The organism is Enterococcus sp. AZ196 (assembly GCF_050498845.1).
GTDB lineage: Bacteria > Bacillota > Bacilli > Lactobacillales > Enterococcaceae > Enterococcus_A > Enterococcus_A murrayae.
This window is the reverse complement of the sequence record NZ_JBIPAM010000001.1, coordinates 2034583-2051327: the sequence shown is the minus strand read 5'-3', so window position 1 is coordinate 2051327 and position 16745 is coordinate 2034583. Positions and strand designations below refer to the sequence as shown.

Genomic DNA, 16745 nt, shown 5'->3' with positions numbered 1-16745 from the left:
ATTAGTTCCTTTCCGTTGCAAATTTTTTCATGTAGCGAGGCAGTGACTCGCTAATAGAGGTGGGCAGGACAACATAATTATCCTTTGCTAGATCATCACCGATCAGACTATGAAGATAGACTGCGGCAGCGATTGTATCGGTGTTTTTTTCAAACTGAGCCAAAAAACCGCTAATCATGCCTGCTAAGGTATCTCCCATACCACCAGTCGCCATACCTGGATTCCCAAGCGGATTTTGATAATAGGCGACGGCGTCATCATAGATCGTGGTACGGTGACTCTTCAAAACGATCTTGGCGCCTAAAAGTGCTTGTTTGGCGCGATTGTTTTCATTGGTCTGCTGGACAAAACTCAGTCCGCTCAAATGGGCCCACTCTGCTAAATGAGGAGTGAAGGTCGTTTGAGCAGGGAATTTCAGGGATAGCTTGTAATCACTGAACAAAGTGATGGCCGATCCATCGATCACCAACCATTGTTCGGCCTGCTGATTATTCAAGATTCCCTTCAGCAGCAACGCCATTTCCTTTGCTAAGCCAAGACCGGGTCCGATTAAGATCACATCAGCCTTATCCAGCACCTGATAGATTAATTTTGTCTCAGAAAAATCGACTACCATTGCTTCAGGTAATCGTGCGTGGAGAGCACTGTGATTTTCCTTCGCAGTGATGACGGTGGTAAGCCCCGCGCCGCTTTTAATGCAGGCCTCGGCACTCATAATAATCGCACCGCCATATTGCTGATTGCCGCCGATCAAAACGACTCGCCCAAAGGTTCCTTTATGGGAAATCTCCGGTCGTTTTGTAATCACTTTATGTAATATTTCTTCATTTAACTGAACCATCTAGGCACCTGCTTTCCTTCTCTACATTTTTATAAAAAAAGAAGATAGAAGTCGTTATGAGTAACATTATAAGGGAAAATGAAGAGACTGTACCAGTATTTCTTAAAGAGTTTTCATTTTTATTCTATGGAATAGAGTGCTATCATTATAGTGGTTTAATTAAAGGATGTCAGTTCAACTTTTCGCAGGTTACTAAGAAGAGAAGGACAGGATAATTCATTCTTTAAAACGAATAGGGAGGAATCTTTCAATGACAATCGATTTTAAAAAAGAGGTCGAAGCACGTAAAGATGATCTATTAGCGGATCTATTCACTTTATTGCGCATTAAAAGTGAACGTGAAGACGACAAAGCAACCAAAGAAGCACCATTCGGACCTGGTCCGGTCGAAGCATTAGAAAAAATGCTTGAGATCGCAGAACGTGATGGCTTTACAACCAAAAATGTCGACAACTATGCCGGCCATTTTGATTACGGTGACGGGGACGAAACCTTAGGAATCTTTGGTCACTTAGATGTGGTACCTGCTGGTGACGGTTGGGATTCAGATCCTTACGAACCAGAAATTCGCGACGGCAAATTGTATGCCCGTGGTTCAAGCGATGACAAAGGCCCATCAGTTGCGGCTTACTATGCGGTAAAAATCATTAAAGAATTAGGCCTGCCAATCTCTAAAAAAATCCGTTTTGTCTTCGGTACTGACGAAGAAAGCGGCTGGGGAGATATGGATTATTACTTTGAACATGAAGAAAAACCGGACTTTGGTTTCTCACCAGATGCCTACTTCCCAATCATCAACGGTGAAAAAGGGAATGTAACTATGATTCCTCATTTTGACGGTACTAACGGAACTTCTTACGTATTAGTAAGCTTCGAAGCTGGTTTACGTGAAAACATGGTTCCCGGCAATGCTGTGGCAGAAGTAAAGGTTGCAGACGCAGACGCTGCTGAAAAATTAGCAAAAGACTTCGCAGACTATGTAGAAAACAATCCAGTCAGCGGAAAAGCAGACGTATCTGGTTCAACAGTTACACTGCATCTAGATGGAAAAGCTGCTCATGGTGCTAGTCCTCAGCTAGGTACGAATGCTGGTACATTCTTGGCAGTGTTCTTAAACAATTATGACTTCGACAAAGGTGCGAAGGCCTTTATTGAAAACAGCGCAAACTACATCCATGAAGATGTTTACGGAAAGAAATTAGGTGTTGATTTCAACAATGAAAAAATGGGCGAATTGACCATGAATGCTGGAATCTTCAGCTTCAAGGATGGTCAAGACAACGACAACCGTATTACCTTGAACTTCCGTTATCCTAAAGGCACGACAGCAGAAGAGATCAAGGCAAAATTAGAAGAATTATTTGGCTCAGCCGTGAAAGTGACTCAAGGCGGACACCATATGACCCCTCACTATGTACCGGTAGATGATCCATTGGTATCTACATTGTTGGATACTTTTGAAGAACATACAGGTATCAAAGGGGAAGAAATGGTCATCGGCGGCGGAACATTTGGACGTCTATTAGAACGCGGTGTTGCCTACGGTGCACAATTCCCAGGCTTTGAAGATACCATGCACCAAGCCAATGAATACATGTCAGTAGAAGACATTTTGAATTCTGCAGTGATTTATGCAGATGCAATTTATCGTTTAGTTAAGTAAGCAGACAATGAAACGCCCCCCACAATTTGTGATTGTGGGGGTTTTTCTTGTAAAAAAGAAGCGCTGATCAGGATTGGCATAAATGAGATTCCTGTTGTATGCTTTTTGAGAAAGCAGTAGATAATAGGGAGAGGGATTAAATGAAGAAGAGACCAATTATTTTAAGTACAGATCCAGGGATTGATGATGCAGTAGCAATCGCGCTAGCCCTTTTTAGCGAGGAGCTGGAGGTAAAGCTGATTTGTCCGATTTTTGGAAATGTCAGTATAGAAAACACAAAGGCCAATACCGAAAAGCTGTTAACTCTCTACCAAAAGAAGCCTAAAATCGTACTGGGAAGCTCGCGGCCGCTTTTAAGAGAACCGATCAATGCAAGCGAGATTCATGGAGAGTCAGGAATGGACGGTTACAAGTTTCCTGATCCGACCATTTTTACAGATAATACCCAGACAGCAGTCGAGGCTATGCATGAGGTGGTGGAGCAGGAAGAGAAGACTACGCTGGTCGGAATTGGGCCATTAACGGACCTTGCTCTGTTTATTCATCTCTATCCGCAAGATCTAGCGAAGATCGAGCAAATCGTTGTGATGGGCGGCAGCTTAGGACGAGGAAATTACGGAGTGTTGTCTGAGTTTAATTTTGCGGCCGATCCTGAAGCGGCCAAGATTGTTTTCAATAGCGGCGTGCCTATTCGAGTAGCACCACTAGAAGTGGGTGATCAAGCAAAGATCATGCCTAAGGTTGCGGCCAAAATCAAAAGCTACGGGGAAATTGGAGAAATGATTTATCAATTGTTTACGAAATATCGCAGCGGCAGCTTTGAAGCGGGTTTAAATATGTATGATGCGCTGGCGATCGCTTTAATTTTGAAGCCGGAGATATTTGAGCTGGCTGAAACGAGAGTTGAGATCGAGACAGCGGCGACCTACACTTATGGCGCCTCGTTGATCGACCTTAACAATTATCTAAGCCTGCCGGCAAATGCAGAAGTAGCCGTCAACGTCGAAGCACAGCTGTTTGAGCAATGGTTTATTGATACTCTGGCAAGGACTGCAAAATAAGAAGACCTGTTTTGATACTTTCCCTTTGGGTATTAAAATAGCGTATGCCGATTTATTGGCATACGCTATTTCTATTCACTGATGACGCGATCAATACTTAAAACAGCACCAGTCTTGGCATCTGCTGTAAATTCATAGGCCACCAACTGATTGTCTTCTGTTCGAGTGATTCCGCCCGAAAGAACATCCATCGTGATCGCAAATTTTTGCTTGTGCTCCGTATCAAAGGAAATCCAAGACCCTTCGATGGGACCTTCCTTCAAAAAAGCTTCTTTGATTTGATCTAAAACTTTATCTGGGGACATTTTTTGTTTTTTTCGATAATAATGGTTCGCAGCGATACCCGCAGCTAAGCCGATTGATGAGCCGACGGCAAGGCCTTGTGCGAATTTTTTAGCCTTCTCCATAGTACCCTCCTCCTTGTTAGTCCTATTTTTAATACGGTAGTCCGTTTTCCGCTAAACTATAAATAAAACGGACAACGAATCGATTTAGTCTACGCCTTATTCTACCATTGTTACAATCAAATTTGAAAAGGATATGTCATTATTTCTCATAAAAATGGAAAGTCTGACGAGATTATCAGATTTGGTTCTAACCGAGTGACCTTCTTTCTCAAAAAGAACGAAAAGTGTATAATCAAGGTAGTAAATGAAAAGGTCGTGACGGAATGATTATTCCAAAAAGTATTGAAGAGTTAGCCGATTATGCACAAAAAGGGAAGAATGTGTTTTTCTTTACTGCGGACTGGTGTGGTGATTGCCATTTCATCAAGCCTCAGATGCCGGAGATCGAAGCAGAATTTCCGCAGTTTAAATTTATTCAAGTGGATCGTGATGAGTATATCGATGTGGCAGCAGAGTGGAATATCTTTGGAATCCCTAGTTTTGTCGTAGTAAATGATGGGGAAGAATTAGGCCGATTGGTCAATAAAAACCGTAAAACCAAGGACGAAATCGCTGGCTTTTTGCAACGAGTGGAAGGGTAGGAGATCCTTATGTTCACACAATCATATCAAAATATCTTAGTGGGAATCGATGGCAGCGATCAAGCGATGGAAGCATTCAAAAAAGCATTAGCCGTCGCTAAACGAAATCAAGGTACCGTTTATGTCGCAAATGTGATCGATCATCAAATCTATACGTTCATGAGTTATTCACCATTGAACGAAAACATCATGGATCAGCTAGCCGCAGACGCCAAAGAGCTGATCAATCAGTGCAAGGCAATTGGAAAAGATTTTGGTTATACAAAGATCGAAGGAATCATCGCTTATGGCTCAGCGAAAGAAGCTATGGCAAAAACCTTGCCTGAAAAATACGACATTGATTTAGTGATGGTCGGACAATCTGGATTAAACGCGGTTGAACGCTTTATGACTGGCAGTGTTGCCAGCTATGTGATCAAGGAAGCGTTGTGTGATGTTTTGATCGTTCATCCAAGTGCCGAATAAAAGCTGGCTTGACCAGCTTTTTATTTGAGAAAAAAGATGAAAAAAATCTCATGCAAAAGTCCCATTAGATTTGTTAAGATACGAGAGGACGACGACTGGAGGTAAAAACGTGATTTTTGCGTATAATAAACAAAATGTTGGCGATACATTAATGGTAATCGTCAAAAACGATGAAAACAAAGAAAACAAGACTGAAAGAAAAGGTGCCGTTGCACGTATCCAAACGACTGATGGTACAACAGTAGCCTGGAACTTTTTCAATGTTTCTGACTATCTAGCGCTTCACGGCAATGGTCAAGTAGAGCTGACAGAAACAGAGATTGAAGTATTGAATGAGCAATTAAAGCTGGCTGGATTTGAAGAACGCTTAGTTGCGGATATCTCACCAAAATTTGTAGTGGGCTATGTAAAAACGTGTGTAGATCACCCGGATTCAGACCACCTGCATATCACAGAAACAGAGATTGATGGCGGTGAAACATTGCAAATCGTTTGCGGCGCGCCGAATATTGAGGCTGGACAAAAGGTCGTTGTAGCCAAACCAGGTGCTATGATGCCAGACGGTATGATGATTTGGCCGGGCAGCTTGCGTGGTGTAGAAAGCTTTGGGATGATTTGTTCAGCGAAAGAGCTGCACTTGCCTAATGCACCTGAGAAAAAAGGCATCTTAGTTTTAGATGAAGATGCTAAGGTTGGCGAAAAATTTCAAGTTGGCAAATAGAAAGAAGCATCACTTTAACATCCAGATGGATTTTTAAAGTGGCGCTTTTTTTTATTTATAGACAGATAAATAGAAGAGCTGCTGAAGTGATTCTTCAGCAGCTCTTCCCATTGTTCCTATTGGTTACTTTTCTGTTGTGAGTTTGATTTCAATGAATTTGCATCAATGCTCAATTTAACTGAAACAGTATTTTTCTTGTCTTGACGATAGTAAGTAATTTTCACAGTATCGCCAACTTTGTGTTTATACAATTCAGATTGCAATTCGACACCTGACGAAACGTCTGTATCATCAATTTTTGTAATTACATCATATTTTTTCAAGCCCGCTTGATCAGCTGGGGTAGACGATTGGACACTGCCGATAACGACACCTTGAGTAACAGAGCTTGGCACCTTAACAATCTCACTAACTTGTTCCGTTGACAGATCAGAAAGATTAGCCATCGTGATACCTAGCGCTGGACGAATGACTTTTCCATCTTTTTCTAGTTGATTGATAACATTTACAACATCGTTACTTGGAATAGCAAAACCAATACCTTCAACGCTGACATTTGATTCTGTTTGAACAATCTTACTTGAGTTGATTCCAACTACCTGTCCAGCCATATTAACTAGCGGACCGCCAGAGTTACCTGGGTTAATCGCAGCATCTGTTTGAATCGCATTGATGTTGACCGTTTGGCCTTCATCATTTTGGTTGACTACTTGGCGGTTCAAGGAAGAGATGATTCCAGAAGTAACAGAGTTTGCATATTGAGAACCTAGCGGAGAACCTAATGCAATCGCTGGTTCACCAACCTTCAAGCTGCTGGAATCACCAAAGGTAGCTGGTTTGATGTTGGCTACTTTATCAGATTCCACTTTTAAAACAGCCAAGTCAGTATAAGGATCTGTTCCAACCAAGGTTGCTTTAACTTTCGAGCCGTCTTTTAATAGTACTTCGAGCCCATCTTGTTTTTCCACAACGTGATTATTTGTTACGATATAGGCTGTTTTGCCTTCAAGCTTGTAAATAACCCCAGAACCTTCTGAAGCTTCCTCAAGCTGACCATTATCATCCTGCGATTGCTGGTCGTCATTTCCATTGCCGAAAATATCAGAGAAGCCGCCTAAGCCGCTTTGTGATTGCTGTTTCTGCAAGTTGATAACAGAAACGACTGCATCTTGTACTTTGCTGGCCGCTTCGGTAATATCAGAATTCACATCAACCTTCATATTGCTGACTTTTGTATTGCCGGCACTTGGCGAACCACTCGCATTTTGGTTATTTGGGGAAAGCAGCGAACCATTCGCTACATAAAAAATTCCAAATGTTAAAACGGCACCGAGCACACCGCCTAATAAACTAATCCCAAACCGTCTAAAAAAACCAGGTGACTTTTTGGGTGTTGGGGTAATATCTTTTCTTATCATATTTTCCTCCACCTCTACTATAAATTAAGTTATATTGAGTATAGTATTTTTGTATAAGCTAAGTCTACTACAGCGATTTGACTTTTTTATGAAAAAGTTTCGGAGGAAAATGTAGATAAATGATAAAAAAGCTGGTTTTCCACATCGCTAGTGGAAAACTAAGGAAAAAGTTTGTTAATTGTTTGAAGTTTTTTATCCACACAAATGTGGATAAAGTGGATAACTCGGTGGAAAACATATGTTTGTATGTAAGAATACCTGTAAAAAGGGAATAATGCCTCCTTGATCTGTGGATAAACCTGTGATTAGTGTGCATAACTTCGTGGAAAAAAGCCCGCATATCGATTTCTTCCATTTTTAACCAGTGGAAAACCTTTAGTTAAAAATAAGATGACGACTATTTAAAGAAGAAAAGTAACTCTTAAAAATAAAAAAGGTGGAAAAACATGAATATCAAAATTATTTCTGTAGGAAAACTAAAAGAAAAGTATCTTGTCCAAGGAATCAGTGAATATACGAAGCGTTTATCAAAATATTGCAAGATCACATTAGTCGAGGTACCCGACGAGAAGGCACCCGAAAAACTAAGCGATGCTGAAATGATCCAAGTCAAAGAGAAAGAAGGCGACCGCATCCTCGCCAAGATCAAGGATGGCGAATACGTCTTTGCTCTTGCAATCAATGGAAAAAATCCCAGCAGCGAAGACTTCGCCGCTACATTAGAGAAGCTGCAAATCAGCGGGAAAAGCCGGTTTGTTTTTGTCATTGGCGGCTCACTCGGTCTTAGCGATCAGGTTCTAAACCGCAGCAACGCACAAATCTCCTTCGGCAAAATGACATATCCACATCAATTGATGCGCCTGATTTTAGTGGAACAAATCTATCGAGCATTTCGGATCAATCAAAATGAGCCTTATCACAAGTAATCAATTTACTGATTTGTATTGATATCATAGGCTTTTCGGGAGAAAATGCAGGACTAAATGATACGGGTGTGATCGTTGATCCGTAAAGAAATTTAGGGGTAGAGTCTAGAAGAGGAGGTAGTTCAAACATGAAAAGAGTTTACCAACCTTTGCCAGTAGTCGATGACAAGGAAATTAAAAGAATTTTGCAGTTAGGGAGCATAGAGGAGCTAATGATATTGCCGTTTTCAGTTGGAGAATACCATGCGGATTGGAAAACAGCACAAAATATATGTGTTGAGTTATCAAACCTTTCTGATGAGCGAGTTCGAGCAAATAGTGCATTAGGATTTGCTTATACTGCTCGTACAAAAGGTAAATTAGAAAAGCACATTGTTAAACCAATCCTGTTGGGATTATTGGAAAATTGCAGTGAGCATAGGGGTAGAGTGATTGATTCGATTCAAGACATAAATAGTTATATGAACTGGCATCTTGGCGAAAAGGCTATTGAGCGACTAGAGAAGTGTGAATAAAGTAATATCGAATAATTGAGCCCGAACCTAAAATAACTCAAATGATATAAGGTAGCCGACAAAATCTCAGATCAAGATTTTGTCGGTTTTTTAGCTGTGTGTATTTAGTAAGACTAAGTCAGTAAGAATGATATATTATATATTATAAAGTATGAAGCCAATGAAAAATTGATTCTTGTAAATGTAATTTTACTGAATACGGATTTTTCAGGTAAAAACATAAGTTACTTTTATTAGGAGGTGTCCTATGGAGTTTGGTGTTAAAGTACGTGAACTTAGAATGAAAAAAGGTTTTTCTCAAAAAGAAATATATACAGGGATTATTTCAAAATCATATGCCATTGAATTTGAAAAAGGAAGACACAGTCTTTCATCACTGCTGTTAATTGAAGTGTTAGATCGTTTATCTATGGATATTGATGAGTTTCTATTTATAAATCGAGGTTATCTACTAAATCCTTATGCTGATTATATTTATCGTCTTTCAAAATATTCAAATTCTCATGACTTAGGTAATCTCAAACTTCTTTTAGAGGAATTGAGTAGTCACAACGATATTGTAAGTAAAGTCAGGCAGGCTGAAGTAAGGTGTCGGATTAACATGATAGACAGTATTCTTTCAACAGGTTCTTTTCGACCAGATGTGATTTTAAAAGAGGATAGAGATTTGATTCAAGATTATTTAATGGAAATTGAGACATGGACATTACAGGAAGTACAACTATTTGGGAATACAATTGAATTCTTAAATTTCGAGAAGCACCTTCCCCTGTTTAAAAATTTATCAAAATCCTTAACGCTGTACATTGAATATGATAAAGGTCGTGAAATATTTTGCGCAATGCTTTTAAATTTAATTGTCCAAGCAATCAAAAATGATTATCTCGATTACGCTGAAGTTTTAACAGTTCAATTAAAAATGTTAAGTTCGGAGTACAAAGAATTTTTTCATCGTGTAGTAGCAGATTTTTTTTCCAATATTATAGAGCTGAAAAAGGGAGGCTCTTTTGAAAGCAAACTAAAGGCTCAAAAATATCTGGATCTTATTAGTTCACTTGGTCAAAAAGCGATCGCTACAGAACTAAGTTATTTGCTTCATAACGAATAAAAATTATATTAGCCCTATATTATATTCGTTAGTAAGATTCCTTAAGTCCTATTTATAGGACTTTTTTTGTATGTTAAGAGATATTGCATATACTGTATTTCAGAGAAAAGAATAGCCTTTTGATAATGAAAAAGATTCAATAATAAAGAAGTTTTCTCCTTACCAATATGAAAGATTAAAAAAACGGCAATGTTTGGCTGAGCGCTAGACACACTCGGTCCCGATGAGGCTGTTGTCAATACAAATATTATTGTGAAGGAGAATCAAAAAACGAGAAATATTCAGTTGAACAAAAAGGAAAAAAGTATCAAAAAATCGAATATAAAATTATGGAAGGCTGAGTTATTCAGATGAAGAAAAAAAGTATACTAAATTTATATAAACCACTGATAGTATTAGGACTAGCTGTCACATACACAATCCCAGCATATGCGGATACATTAGCTGGTGAACATGTGAAATATAACGATATGCATGTTGCGATAACAGACCAAGGTCATGTGTTTCACGCTGATGGAGAATTTTGGTATAGCGAAGCCGGTAAGTTTATTCTGACTCCTGATGAGATACCAACAAATATACCGCAATTTACTCCAACTGCTGAACCACAAACAACACCAAAGGTAGGAACAACGGAGCCACCGAAATCAACAGATCCGATACCAGAGTCTGACCCAGAGGCACAAACAACACCAAAGGTAGGAAAAATGGAGCCACCAAAATCAACAGATCCGATACCAGAGTCTGACCCAGAGGTACTAACAACACCAAAGGTAGGAAAAATGGAGCCACTGAAATCAACAAATTCGATACCAGATCCTGACCCAGAGGCACAAACAACACCAAAGGTAGGAAAAATGGAGCCACCGAAATCAACAAATTCGATACCAGAGCCAGTCCCTGAACCACTAAACACACTAAACGTAGGAACAACGGAGCAACAGATTCCCAAAGACAGCATAGATACTGAGACGAATGACAGACCTGCAAGCTATCAAAAAGCGGCTACTTTAACATCGCTAAATGGGTTAAATTCAAATAAAGATAATCAACTGAATAGTTCTGCCGCTCTATTACCAAAAACTGGAAGTGAAAATAGTATGAATAAATTATTATCAATCCTGGGAATGATTCTGATAGGTATTCACGTATTAGTAGTAATTAAGAGAAGAAAGGTCCATTCGTAAATATAGTTTTAATAGAAACGATATCGGTAGTACTTCATTATCGATCTGAATACAGGGTGTAACTATTTGGTAAGCCTGCTCTGGGAATACATTTGTATTCTCAGGGCTTTTTTCTATTTCGAGGAGAGTGGGGCAATATGCAGCAAAAAGAAACTAAAGCATAATACTTTATTGATAGTGGAAGGGTGGAGAAAATCGCAATGGGTAATTTCAACTGTTCTTCTTTTGTTAAGAACTTTGTATACGGTTGTCTTTTAGTACATCTTCTCCGTGTTGCTGGTATTTCCTTACTTAAGAATAGACCTGGTAGTAAGAAACAACATATCCTTTAAAATGTTTATGTGTAGTTTAGATTATTGGCGATGAATCTCTATAGGCTCTGGACAGGTGGTTTTGTACTTTTTAGTCAATGTTTTGGGGTTATTGAGACTATCGTTCCTCCAGTGGAGTAACGTGAAATTCACCTTTTTTTGCAAACTTAGTCATGTTTTGACCCTTTAAGAATCTCTATAATATAAGATTATATAGTATTTTTCTTCTACAGAATGTATCCTTCTTTTAGACATACAAAACTCCCTATAAAGTAGATTTGGATTTTTTCCTTTTCTACTTTCTAGAGAGCATATCACTGTATTTAGTAAGTTTTTTTCTTGGTGTTTAAGATATTCACGGCTTTGAATTACTAATCACTTGAAACTTATTTTGGTAACAAGGGGAAAAGTAAGGTAATCAACAGACAAATAATTCAGCGTCATTAAAGATTCTTCTTTTTAGAAAATCCTAATTATCGTTGGAATAAAATGGGGAACATGAACAGGATTAAGTCTAAGATATAGTGAACACCAAAACTACACCATATAGATCCTGATTTTTGATAGGCTCGGTTGAATATTATACGACTGACGGATTGTAGCAATAATACATGAACTAGAGTCGTTATTGCTGATCCATCGAAATAGGTTGAAAAATGCATCAATCCAAAAATAGTAGCACTAATAAGGCTCGACAATAGAGGGCTAAACTTGATAGATGCTAGTTCATACCAAAATAGAGAGAAGACTTCTTCCCCGAGCAAGGCAAAAGGCATAATTAAAAAGTAAAACCATATGGGACGTCCATTTTCAGGGTTCCCCTGTAAAGTTGGGATCAAGGCTTTCAATACTAAAGATGTAGCAAACCCAATTATCAGTGCCAGAGTTAAGTAAATCAGAATATTCCGAATTGGGTGTTTTGGTCTTTGGAAAAGTATTTTTATGCTATCTAATCCAAAAGCCAAATAAAATGCAACTAATCCAAAAGTGAGAAGTCCAAAAAAAGAGACATACGGAATATTCGTTATTTTGGTGAAATTAGTTAGAAAAAGAAAGCCAAATACGTTAATAAGAGATGCGATGATTACTTTTTTTAGATTAGGATTTTTATTAGGTAGTTGTTTACTAAATGTTTTCATTTTTTGTTCTCCTTTAGTGAGCAATTTCTATATCTTTATATTTTTGAACAGATATCTTTTTTTATTCGTATGGTATCTTCTGAAGTCAATCGTCGTATTTTGAATTGCTACCAGAAATGGTTCTTTCTACTCTTATTTTTACTCGCTGGTAAAAATAAGGCATAAATTGTAGCGTACTTAAAGCTTCAATGAATCGATTAGAATAATACTCTAACAGTTTTTTCTTCCTTTATTCATGCAGAAGACCTCGCTTTTCTATTTAATATGTTTAACAAATGAACGCATACTAGGATATTTAACAAAAGGTGTAACAGGTGGAGATCTTTCTACTTTTTCTTAGTATATGGATTTGAAGTTATTTTATACAATAGGTCGTATATGTAGGACCTATTTTTAGATTTAAATACCATCAAAATGGATAAGAACATTTTGTATAAGACAAAGATCGGAAGCATCTTATAGTAGCCCAAAGTGTCTTTGATGATATGAAAACGGTCATCAAAATCTTACTCTGAGATTTTGGCAGCTGTGCTCGCTCTATAAAAACAGTATCATATTAACTTTAAAAGTCCCCTTGTGTGGCACTTATATTGATGCGTTATTAAGTGCTCAAATTTGGCAGTATGATTCACTTGTCGTATGATTAGAACACTGGTTCTATCATGGAACACTTAATTATAGATATGTGAGGGAGAAACGCATTGGAAATTGTAGCAGCTAAACAAGGCGAAGTTTCAGTCATCTTAAAAATGATTAAGGAATTAGCCGAATATGAAGGTCTGTTAGATGAAGTGACAGCAACAGAAGAGGATTTAACTGAATCACTATTTGTACAACACCAAGCTCAAGTTATACTGGCGAAGGATAAGTCGGAAGTAATTGGCTTTGCTTTATATTTTATCAATTATTCGACTTTTATCGGACGTGGTGGAGTATATCTAGAAGACTTATATGTTCGTCCTTCTTATCGTGGGAGTGGTGCCGGCAAAGCGTTGATCAAAAAATTAGCTCAAATTGCTGTTGAAATAGGTGGTCAACGCCTTCAATGGTGGTGTCTGAAAAACAATACGTCAAGTCTAGACTTCTATGAACATATAGGAGCAAAGCAGCAAGATGATTGGATTGTTTTGCGTGTATCGGGAAAGGAATTAGAGAAACTTGCTGGGCAAGAATCTACGAGCTGAGGATCTTGAAGCACTTGTTCTGAATGCATCATAACCTAATACACCTTGGTCATAAATCATATTGACTAAAAGAACAAGTATGAATTAAGTCACTATTTCTACATAAATATCTTTGAAGCAATCGAAGTTACAAATATATATTATTCCTATGAGGCCCAATCATCTGACCGGATGATTGGGTCATTTTTGTGTTTAGGAGGAATAAGCAATGTTCAATACCAAAGAAAATCGTTATGTCACTAGAGGTGTGAATGAGCAAGTGCCAAAAGAAATACAGCTACGTTGTTGGCAGTTAATTGATGAAAAAGGAAAGCAATCAGAGAATCAAATGGATTATCTACAAATATTCGAGTTCAATCGTGATGATCATCGAGGAACTCTCACGATTATCCATCGTCAGGAGAAACCGTTCTTTATTGATTACCATGAATGTCGAATCACTAAGGATTTAACAAATTTTCAAGTGAAGAAGTTAAACGAAGAAAAGGGAAGAATACTAATCCTATTTTAGTTAAGGGTGAACATGAACCGATCATTGATGAAGTTACTTATCAAGCTGTTCAAGCTCGTTTGGTTTCTGAGAAGAATCGACCAAGGTGGAATCTTTCTGGCGAAAACGTACTTACAGGATTGCTGCGTTGCCCAGAGTGTGGTGCACCGATGGCAGCCAATAATGTAACAAACATGATTATAGATGAGGATGCAGAAATTGAAATTGATCCAGAGACAGGGGAAGTACCAATGAAAAAGAGGGTTCTTCATTATTACTCTTGTTCAGAATTTCTAAAAAAAGGTGCAAAGAAAGGCTGTCACGCCAATTCAATTCGAAAGGAGTACGCTGAAGAGTTTGTTGCAGCACGACTAAAAGAAATCGTTCAAGTACCAGAGATACTTGACTCTTTGGTAAAGGACATGAATCAGGAATTACAAGAACAAGTTGCTCCACTGGAACAAGAGCTTGCGGTTATCGCTTTTGAAAAATTAGACTTAGCTCCTAAGCTCGAACGATTGCAACTAGCCTTGGAGGACAGTCCTGATTTACATGATAATCTCATTGATCGCATTAATGAGCTCACTTCTAAAATCTCGTTGCATACACAACGAGAAAATGAAATTTTAAGTATCTTGTATCACAAGGATCAAAAATCGAAGTTGAAAATGTTCAACAAATTATTGCTTCATTAGATCGGTTGCTAGACCATAGCAAGAAAAAAGTGGTTAAGGAGATTTACCGAATCTTCATTGATAAAATCTTATTTGATAAAAAGACTGAGAATGATATCAAAATCTATATGAAGTTTGATCAAAAGATAGTTGGTCAACTGAATGAACTATACCAAGAAGTCGTATCTGACAAAGATGCGGCTTCTTTTGTAACCAAAACACCCTATCGAATAGTAATATAGTCGGAAAATTTGGCAAGTGTTTTGAATCGTTAATTTATTGTATAATGGTAGGACATAAGCACTGAAGAGGAGAAAAAAGACATGGATATTTCTCAAGATTATCTAGAGGATGTACTGGTCCGAATGGCCTATCATTCCAGTGGGATAGAAGGAAATACGATTAGTTTACCACAGACTGTATCAATAATTTTAGAAGGAACCCTCCCCAGTAATAGCAAGAGTATTCGTGAATTTTATGAAATTGAAAATCATAAGCAAGCATTTGACTATTTAATTGAACTGTTAGATGGGAACCAGCCCCTAAATATAGAAGAAATTAAACAAATCCATTCATTACTAACAGATCGTTTACAACACGACAAAGGTCAATTTAAAATACAGCAAAATGCGATACGTGGGGCAGAATTCAAAACGGCTACACCGATGGAGACACCATTTTTAATGAATCAGTGGGTTGACAACACAAACTACCGATTGGATTTAGAGGTTGACGAACGACAAATTTTAGAAGTGCTAGCAGACACACATATTCAGTTTGAGCGAATTCATCCTTTCTCTGATGGAAATGGGCGGACAGGACGAATGGTCTTGATGTATCTGAGTATGAAATATTTAGGAGTGCCTGTTGTTACCCGAAAAGAATGGCGTGGGCAATACATGGAATATCTAGGGGATCAGAATATTAAATCCCTTGCGAACTTATTCAGTGAGTCACTGGATTTTGAACGTGAACGTATCACTGAGTTTTAATAGGAAAGCTGTACCTAGATGATGGGTACAGCTTTTTTAACATTCATTGTTATCTTAGGCATAACTAAGCATTAGATATTTTGAATAGCTAGGGTAATCGTTACGGAGGGGCGTAACAATTGAATGAAAAAAAATCGATTCATAAGAACTCTCATGTTACTCATTAAGTTGGGTGTTATCATCATTATAATTAATGTTAAAACCTTTCAAAGCAGCAAGAATATCAGAATTATACCCAATTCTAGTTTGTTTCAGCCAATCATTGTTCCTGTTAAAATCTTTCAATGCATAGGAAGTCGGATAATTTTTAAGTATATATGTGAACTGTTATCGATTCATGTATATTGTTGTTAATGATAAATATTTTTTGGGGACAATATGTATTATATTGTGAGATCGGTTGTCATTAAATATAGGACGAATTAGTAGAGAATCAATTAATCTGGTGGAAGTGAGCATAGTGGAGCGTATGAAGTATTATGGAAATGGGTATGCAAATAAAAATCAAGAGGAAATTCTTAAATACATTAATCATATTGATCTTGAGTCAAATATGACGTTGGAGGATATTATTGAGGTATTTAATATTAGGCAAATGATTGAATCAAATTCTTGGATGATGAGATTAATTCATTTAATATTTTTAATACGGAAACCTCTTCTATTTTTAGGAAAGTTTTATTCAAAATATCAATTAGACTCAGATGCGATTAACGATTATAATTCTTTGGATTGCTTGCATCGGTGCCGCCTGGCGCGATTTACCAGAATACCGATACGGGTCTTGGAAAACTATCTACACCCGCTTTTGTAATTGGAGAGAGAATGGTTTATTAATAGCAATCTTTCAAGTTCTTCAAGTGGAACCAGATTTTGAAAATATTAGCATCGACTCTACATCAATGAAAGCTCATTAACACAGTGCAGTGGCTAAAAAAACGCCAAATTGAGCAAAATGAACCAGCATATTGGAAAGAGTCGTGGCGGCAGGACAACGAAAATCCATACATTGGTAGATGGCTTAGGAAATCCATTGACCTTTCTTTTGACTGGAGGCCAAAC

Annotated in this window: 20 protein-coding genes; 16 read left to right on the top strand and 4 right to left on the bottom strand. The window is 38.0% G+C overall.

All coding sequences use genetic code 11. From position 1 onward, the window contains the following. Position 1 precedes the first annotated feature (1 nt). A complete protein-coding gene (locus tag IGI67_RS09855) occupies positions 2 to 841 on the bottom strand; it encodes an NAD(P)H-hydrate dehydratase (protein WP_429957588.1) in 840 nt (279 codons plus the stop codon). A gap of 250 nt (positions 842 to 1091) precedes the next feature. Between IGI67_RS09855 and pepV the strand changes: the two genes are divergently transcribed. Both pepV and IGI67_RS09845 read left to right on the top strand, forming a co-directional pair. Beyond that, the gene (gene pepV, locus IGI67_RS09850) at positions 1092 to 2504 is read left to right on the top strand and encodes a dipeptidase PepV (RefSeq protein WP_429957587.1); all 1413 of its coding nucleotides are present in this window, start codon (positions 1092 to 1094) and stop codon (positions 2502 to 2504) included. 140 nt (positions 2505 to 2644) lie between these two features. Next, positions 2645 to 3565: a nucleoside hydrolase gene (locus IGI67_RS09845; protein WP_429957586.1), complete on the top strand. Its 921-nt coding sequence runs from the start codon at positions 2645 to 2647 to the stop codon at positions 3563 to 3565. Positions 3566 to 3636: 71 nt separating this feature from the next. On the opposite strand, the gene IGI67_RS09840 is transcribed toward IGI67_RS09845, so the two are convergent. Beyond that, positions 3637 to 3972 (bottom strand): hypothetical protein, encoded by a 336-nt coding sequence (locus IGI67_RS09840; protein WP_429957585.1) that lies wholly within the window; start codon positions 3970 to 3972, stop codon positions 3637 to 3639. Between the two features lie 263 nt (positions 3973 to 4235). On the opposite strand from IGI67_RS09840, the gene IGI67_RS09835 reads away from it, so the two are divergent. From IGI67_RS09835 to ytpR, 3 genes are all read left to right on the top strand, one after another. Further along, positions 4236 to 4553 (top strand): thioredoxin family protein, encoded by a 318-nt coding sequence (locus IGI67_RS09835; RefSeq protein WP_207108621.1) that lies wholly within the window; start codon positions 4236 to 4238, stop codon positions 4551 to 4553. A 9-nt stretch (positions 4554 to 4562) separates the two neighbouring features. Then, positions 4563 to 5018: a universal stress protein gene (locus IGI67_RS09830; RefSeq protein WP_207108622.1), complete on the top strand. Its 456-nt coding sequence runs from the start codon at positions 4563 to 4565 to the stop codon at positions 5016 to 5018. 109 nt (positions 5019 to 5127) lie between these two features. Further along, the gene (gene ytpR / locus IGI67_RS09825) at positions 5128 to 5739 is read left to right on the top strand and encodes a YtpR family tRNA-binding protein (protein ID WP_429957584.1); all 612 of its coding nucleotides are present in this window, start codon (positions 5128 to 5130) and stop codon (positions 5737 to 5739) included. A 116-nt stretch (positions 5740 to 5855) separates the two neighbouring features. Here ytpR and IGI67_RS09820 read toward each other — a convergent pair whose 3' ends face one another. Further along, on the bottom strand, positions 5856 to 7157 hold the full coding sequence (locus tag IGI67_RS09820) for a S1C family serine protease (RefSeq protein ID WP_207108624.1): 1302 nt from the start codon (positions 7155 to 7157) through the stop codon (positions 5856 to 5858). Positions 7158 to 7603: 446 nt separating this feature from the next. Here IGI67_RS09820 and rlmH point away from each other — a divergent pair, with 446 nt between their 5' ends. The 4 genes from rlmH (at position 7604) to IGI67_RS09800 (ending at position 10893) form a co-directional block, all read left to right on the top strand. Next, entirely contained in the window at positions 7604 to 8083 is a 480-nt protein-coding gene (gene rlmH / locus IGI67_RS09815; RefSeq protein WP_429957583.1) for a 23S rRNA (pseudouridine(1915)-N(3))-methyltransferase RlmH, read from the top strand. Between the two features lie 128 nt (positions 8084 to 8211). Then, positions 8212 to 8598, top strand: coding sequence for a hypothetical protein (locus IGI67_RS09810; RefSeq protein WP_429957582.1), 387 nt, complete (start codon positions 8212 to 8214; stop codon positions 8596 to 8598). 247 nt (positions 8599 to 8845) lie between these two features. After that, a complete protein-coding gene (locus IGI67_RS09805) occupies positions 8846 to 9706 on the top strand; it encodes a helix-turn-helix domain-containing protein (RefSeq protein WP_429957581.1) in 861 nt (286 codons plus the stop codon). Positions 9707 to 10056: 350 nt separating this feature from the next. After that, positions 10057 to 10893, top strand: coding sequence for an LPXTG cell wall anchor domain-containing protein (locus IGI67_RS09800; RefSeq protein WP_429957580.1), 837 nt, complete (start codon positions 10057 to 10059; stop codon positions 10891 to 10893). A gap of 784 nt (positions 10894 to 11677) precedes the next feature. Here the strand turns inward: IGI67_RS09800 and IGI67_RS09795 are convergent. Continuing rightward, complete coding sequence (locus IGI67_RS09795; RefSeq protein WP_429957579.1) at positions 11678 to 12343, bottom strand: CPBP family intramembrane glutamic endopeptidase; 666 nt, start codon at positions 12341 to 12343, stop codon at positions 11678 to 11680. A 701-nt stretch (positions 12344 to 13044) separates the two neighbouring features. On the opposite strand from IGI67_RS09795, the gene IGI67_RS09790 reads away from it, so the two are divergent. The 7 genes from IGI67_RS09790 (at position 13045) to IGI67_RS09760 (ending at position 16600) form a co-directional block, all read left to right on the top strand. Next, positions 13045 to 13527, top strand: coding sequence for an N-acetyltransferase family protein (locus IGI67_RS09790; protein ID WP_429957578.1), 483 nt, complete (start codon positions 13045 to 13047; stop codon positions 13525 to 13527). A gap of 208 nt (positions 13528 to 13735) precedes the next feature. Then, positions 13736 to 14038, top strand: coding sequence for a DUF960 family protein (locus tag IGI67_RS09785; RefSeq protein ID WP_429957577.1), 303 nt, complete (start codon positions 13736 to 13738; stop codon positions 14036 to 14038). Between the two features lie 59 nt (positions 14039 to 14097). Beyond that, a complete protein-coding gene (locus tag IGI67_RS09780) occupies positions 14098 to 14712 on the top strand; it encodes a zinc ribbon domain-containing protein (RefSeq protein WP_429957576.1) in 615 nt (204 codons plus the stop codon). Between the two features lie 29 nt (positions 14713 to 14741). Further along, positions 14742 to 14933 (top strand): hypothetical protein, encoded by a 192-nt coding sequence (locus IGI67_RS09775; protein ID WP_429957575.1) that lies wholly within the window; start codon positions 14742 to 14744, stop codon positions 14931 to 14933. Positions 14934 to 15014: 81 nt separating this feature from the next. Further along, positions 15015 to 15683 carry a Fic family protein gene (locus tag IGI67_RS09770; protein WP_429957574.1) on the top strand — a complete coding sequence of 223 codons (669 nt, stop codon included), beginning with the start codon at positions 15015 to 15017 and terminating at the stop codon, positions 15681 to 15683. Between the two features lie 460 nt (positions 15684 to 16143). Beyond that, complete coding sequence (locus IGI67_RS09765) at positions 16144 to 16497, top strand: hypothetical protein (RefSeq protein WP_429958668.1); 354 nt, start codon at positions 16144 to 16146, stop codon at positions 16495 to 16497. Continuing rightward, positions 16400 to 16600 carry a transposase gene (locus IGI67_RS09760; protein ID WP_429958628.1) on the top strand — a complete coding sequence of 67 codons (201 nt, stop codon included), beginning with the start codon at positions 16400 to 16402 and terminating at the stop codon, positions 16598 to 16600. The genes IGI67_RS09765 and IGI67_RS09760 overlap by 98 nt, the downstream gene beginning before the upstream one ends. Positions 16601 to 16745: the final 145 nt, after the last annotated feature.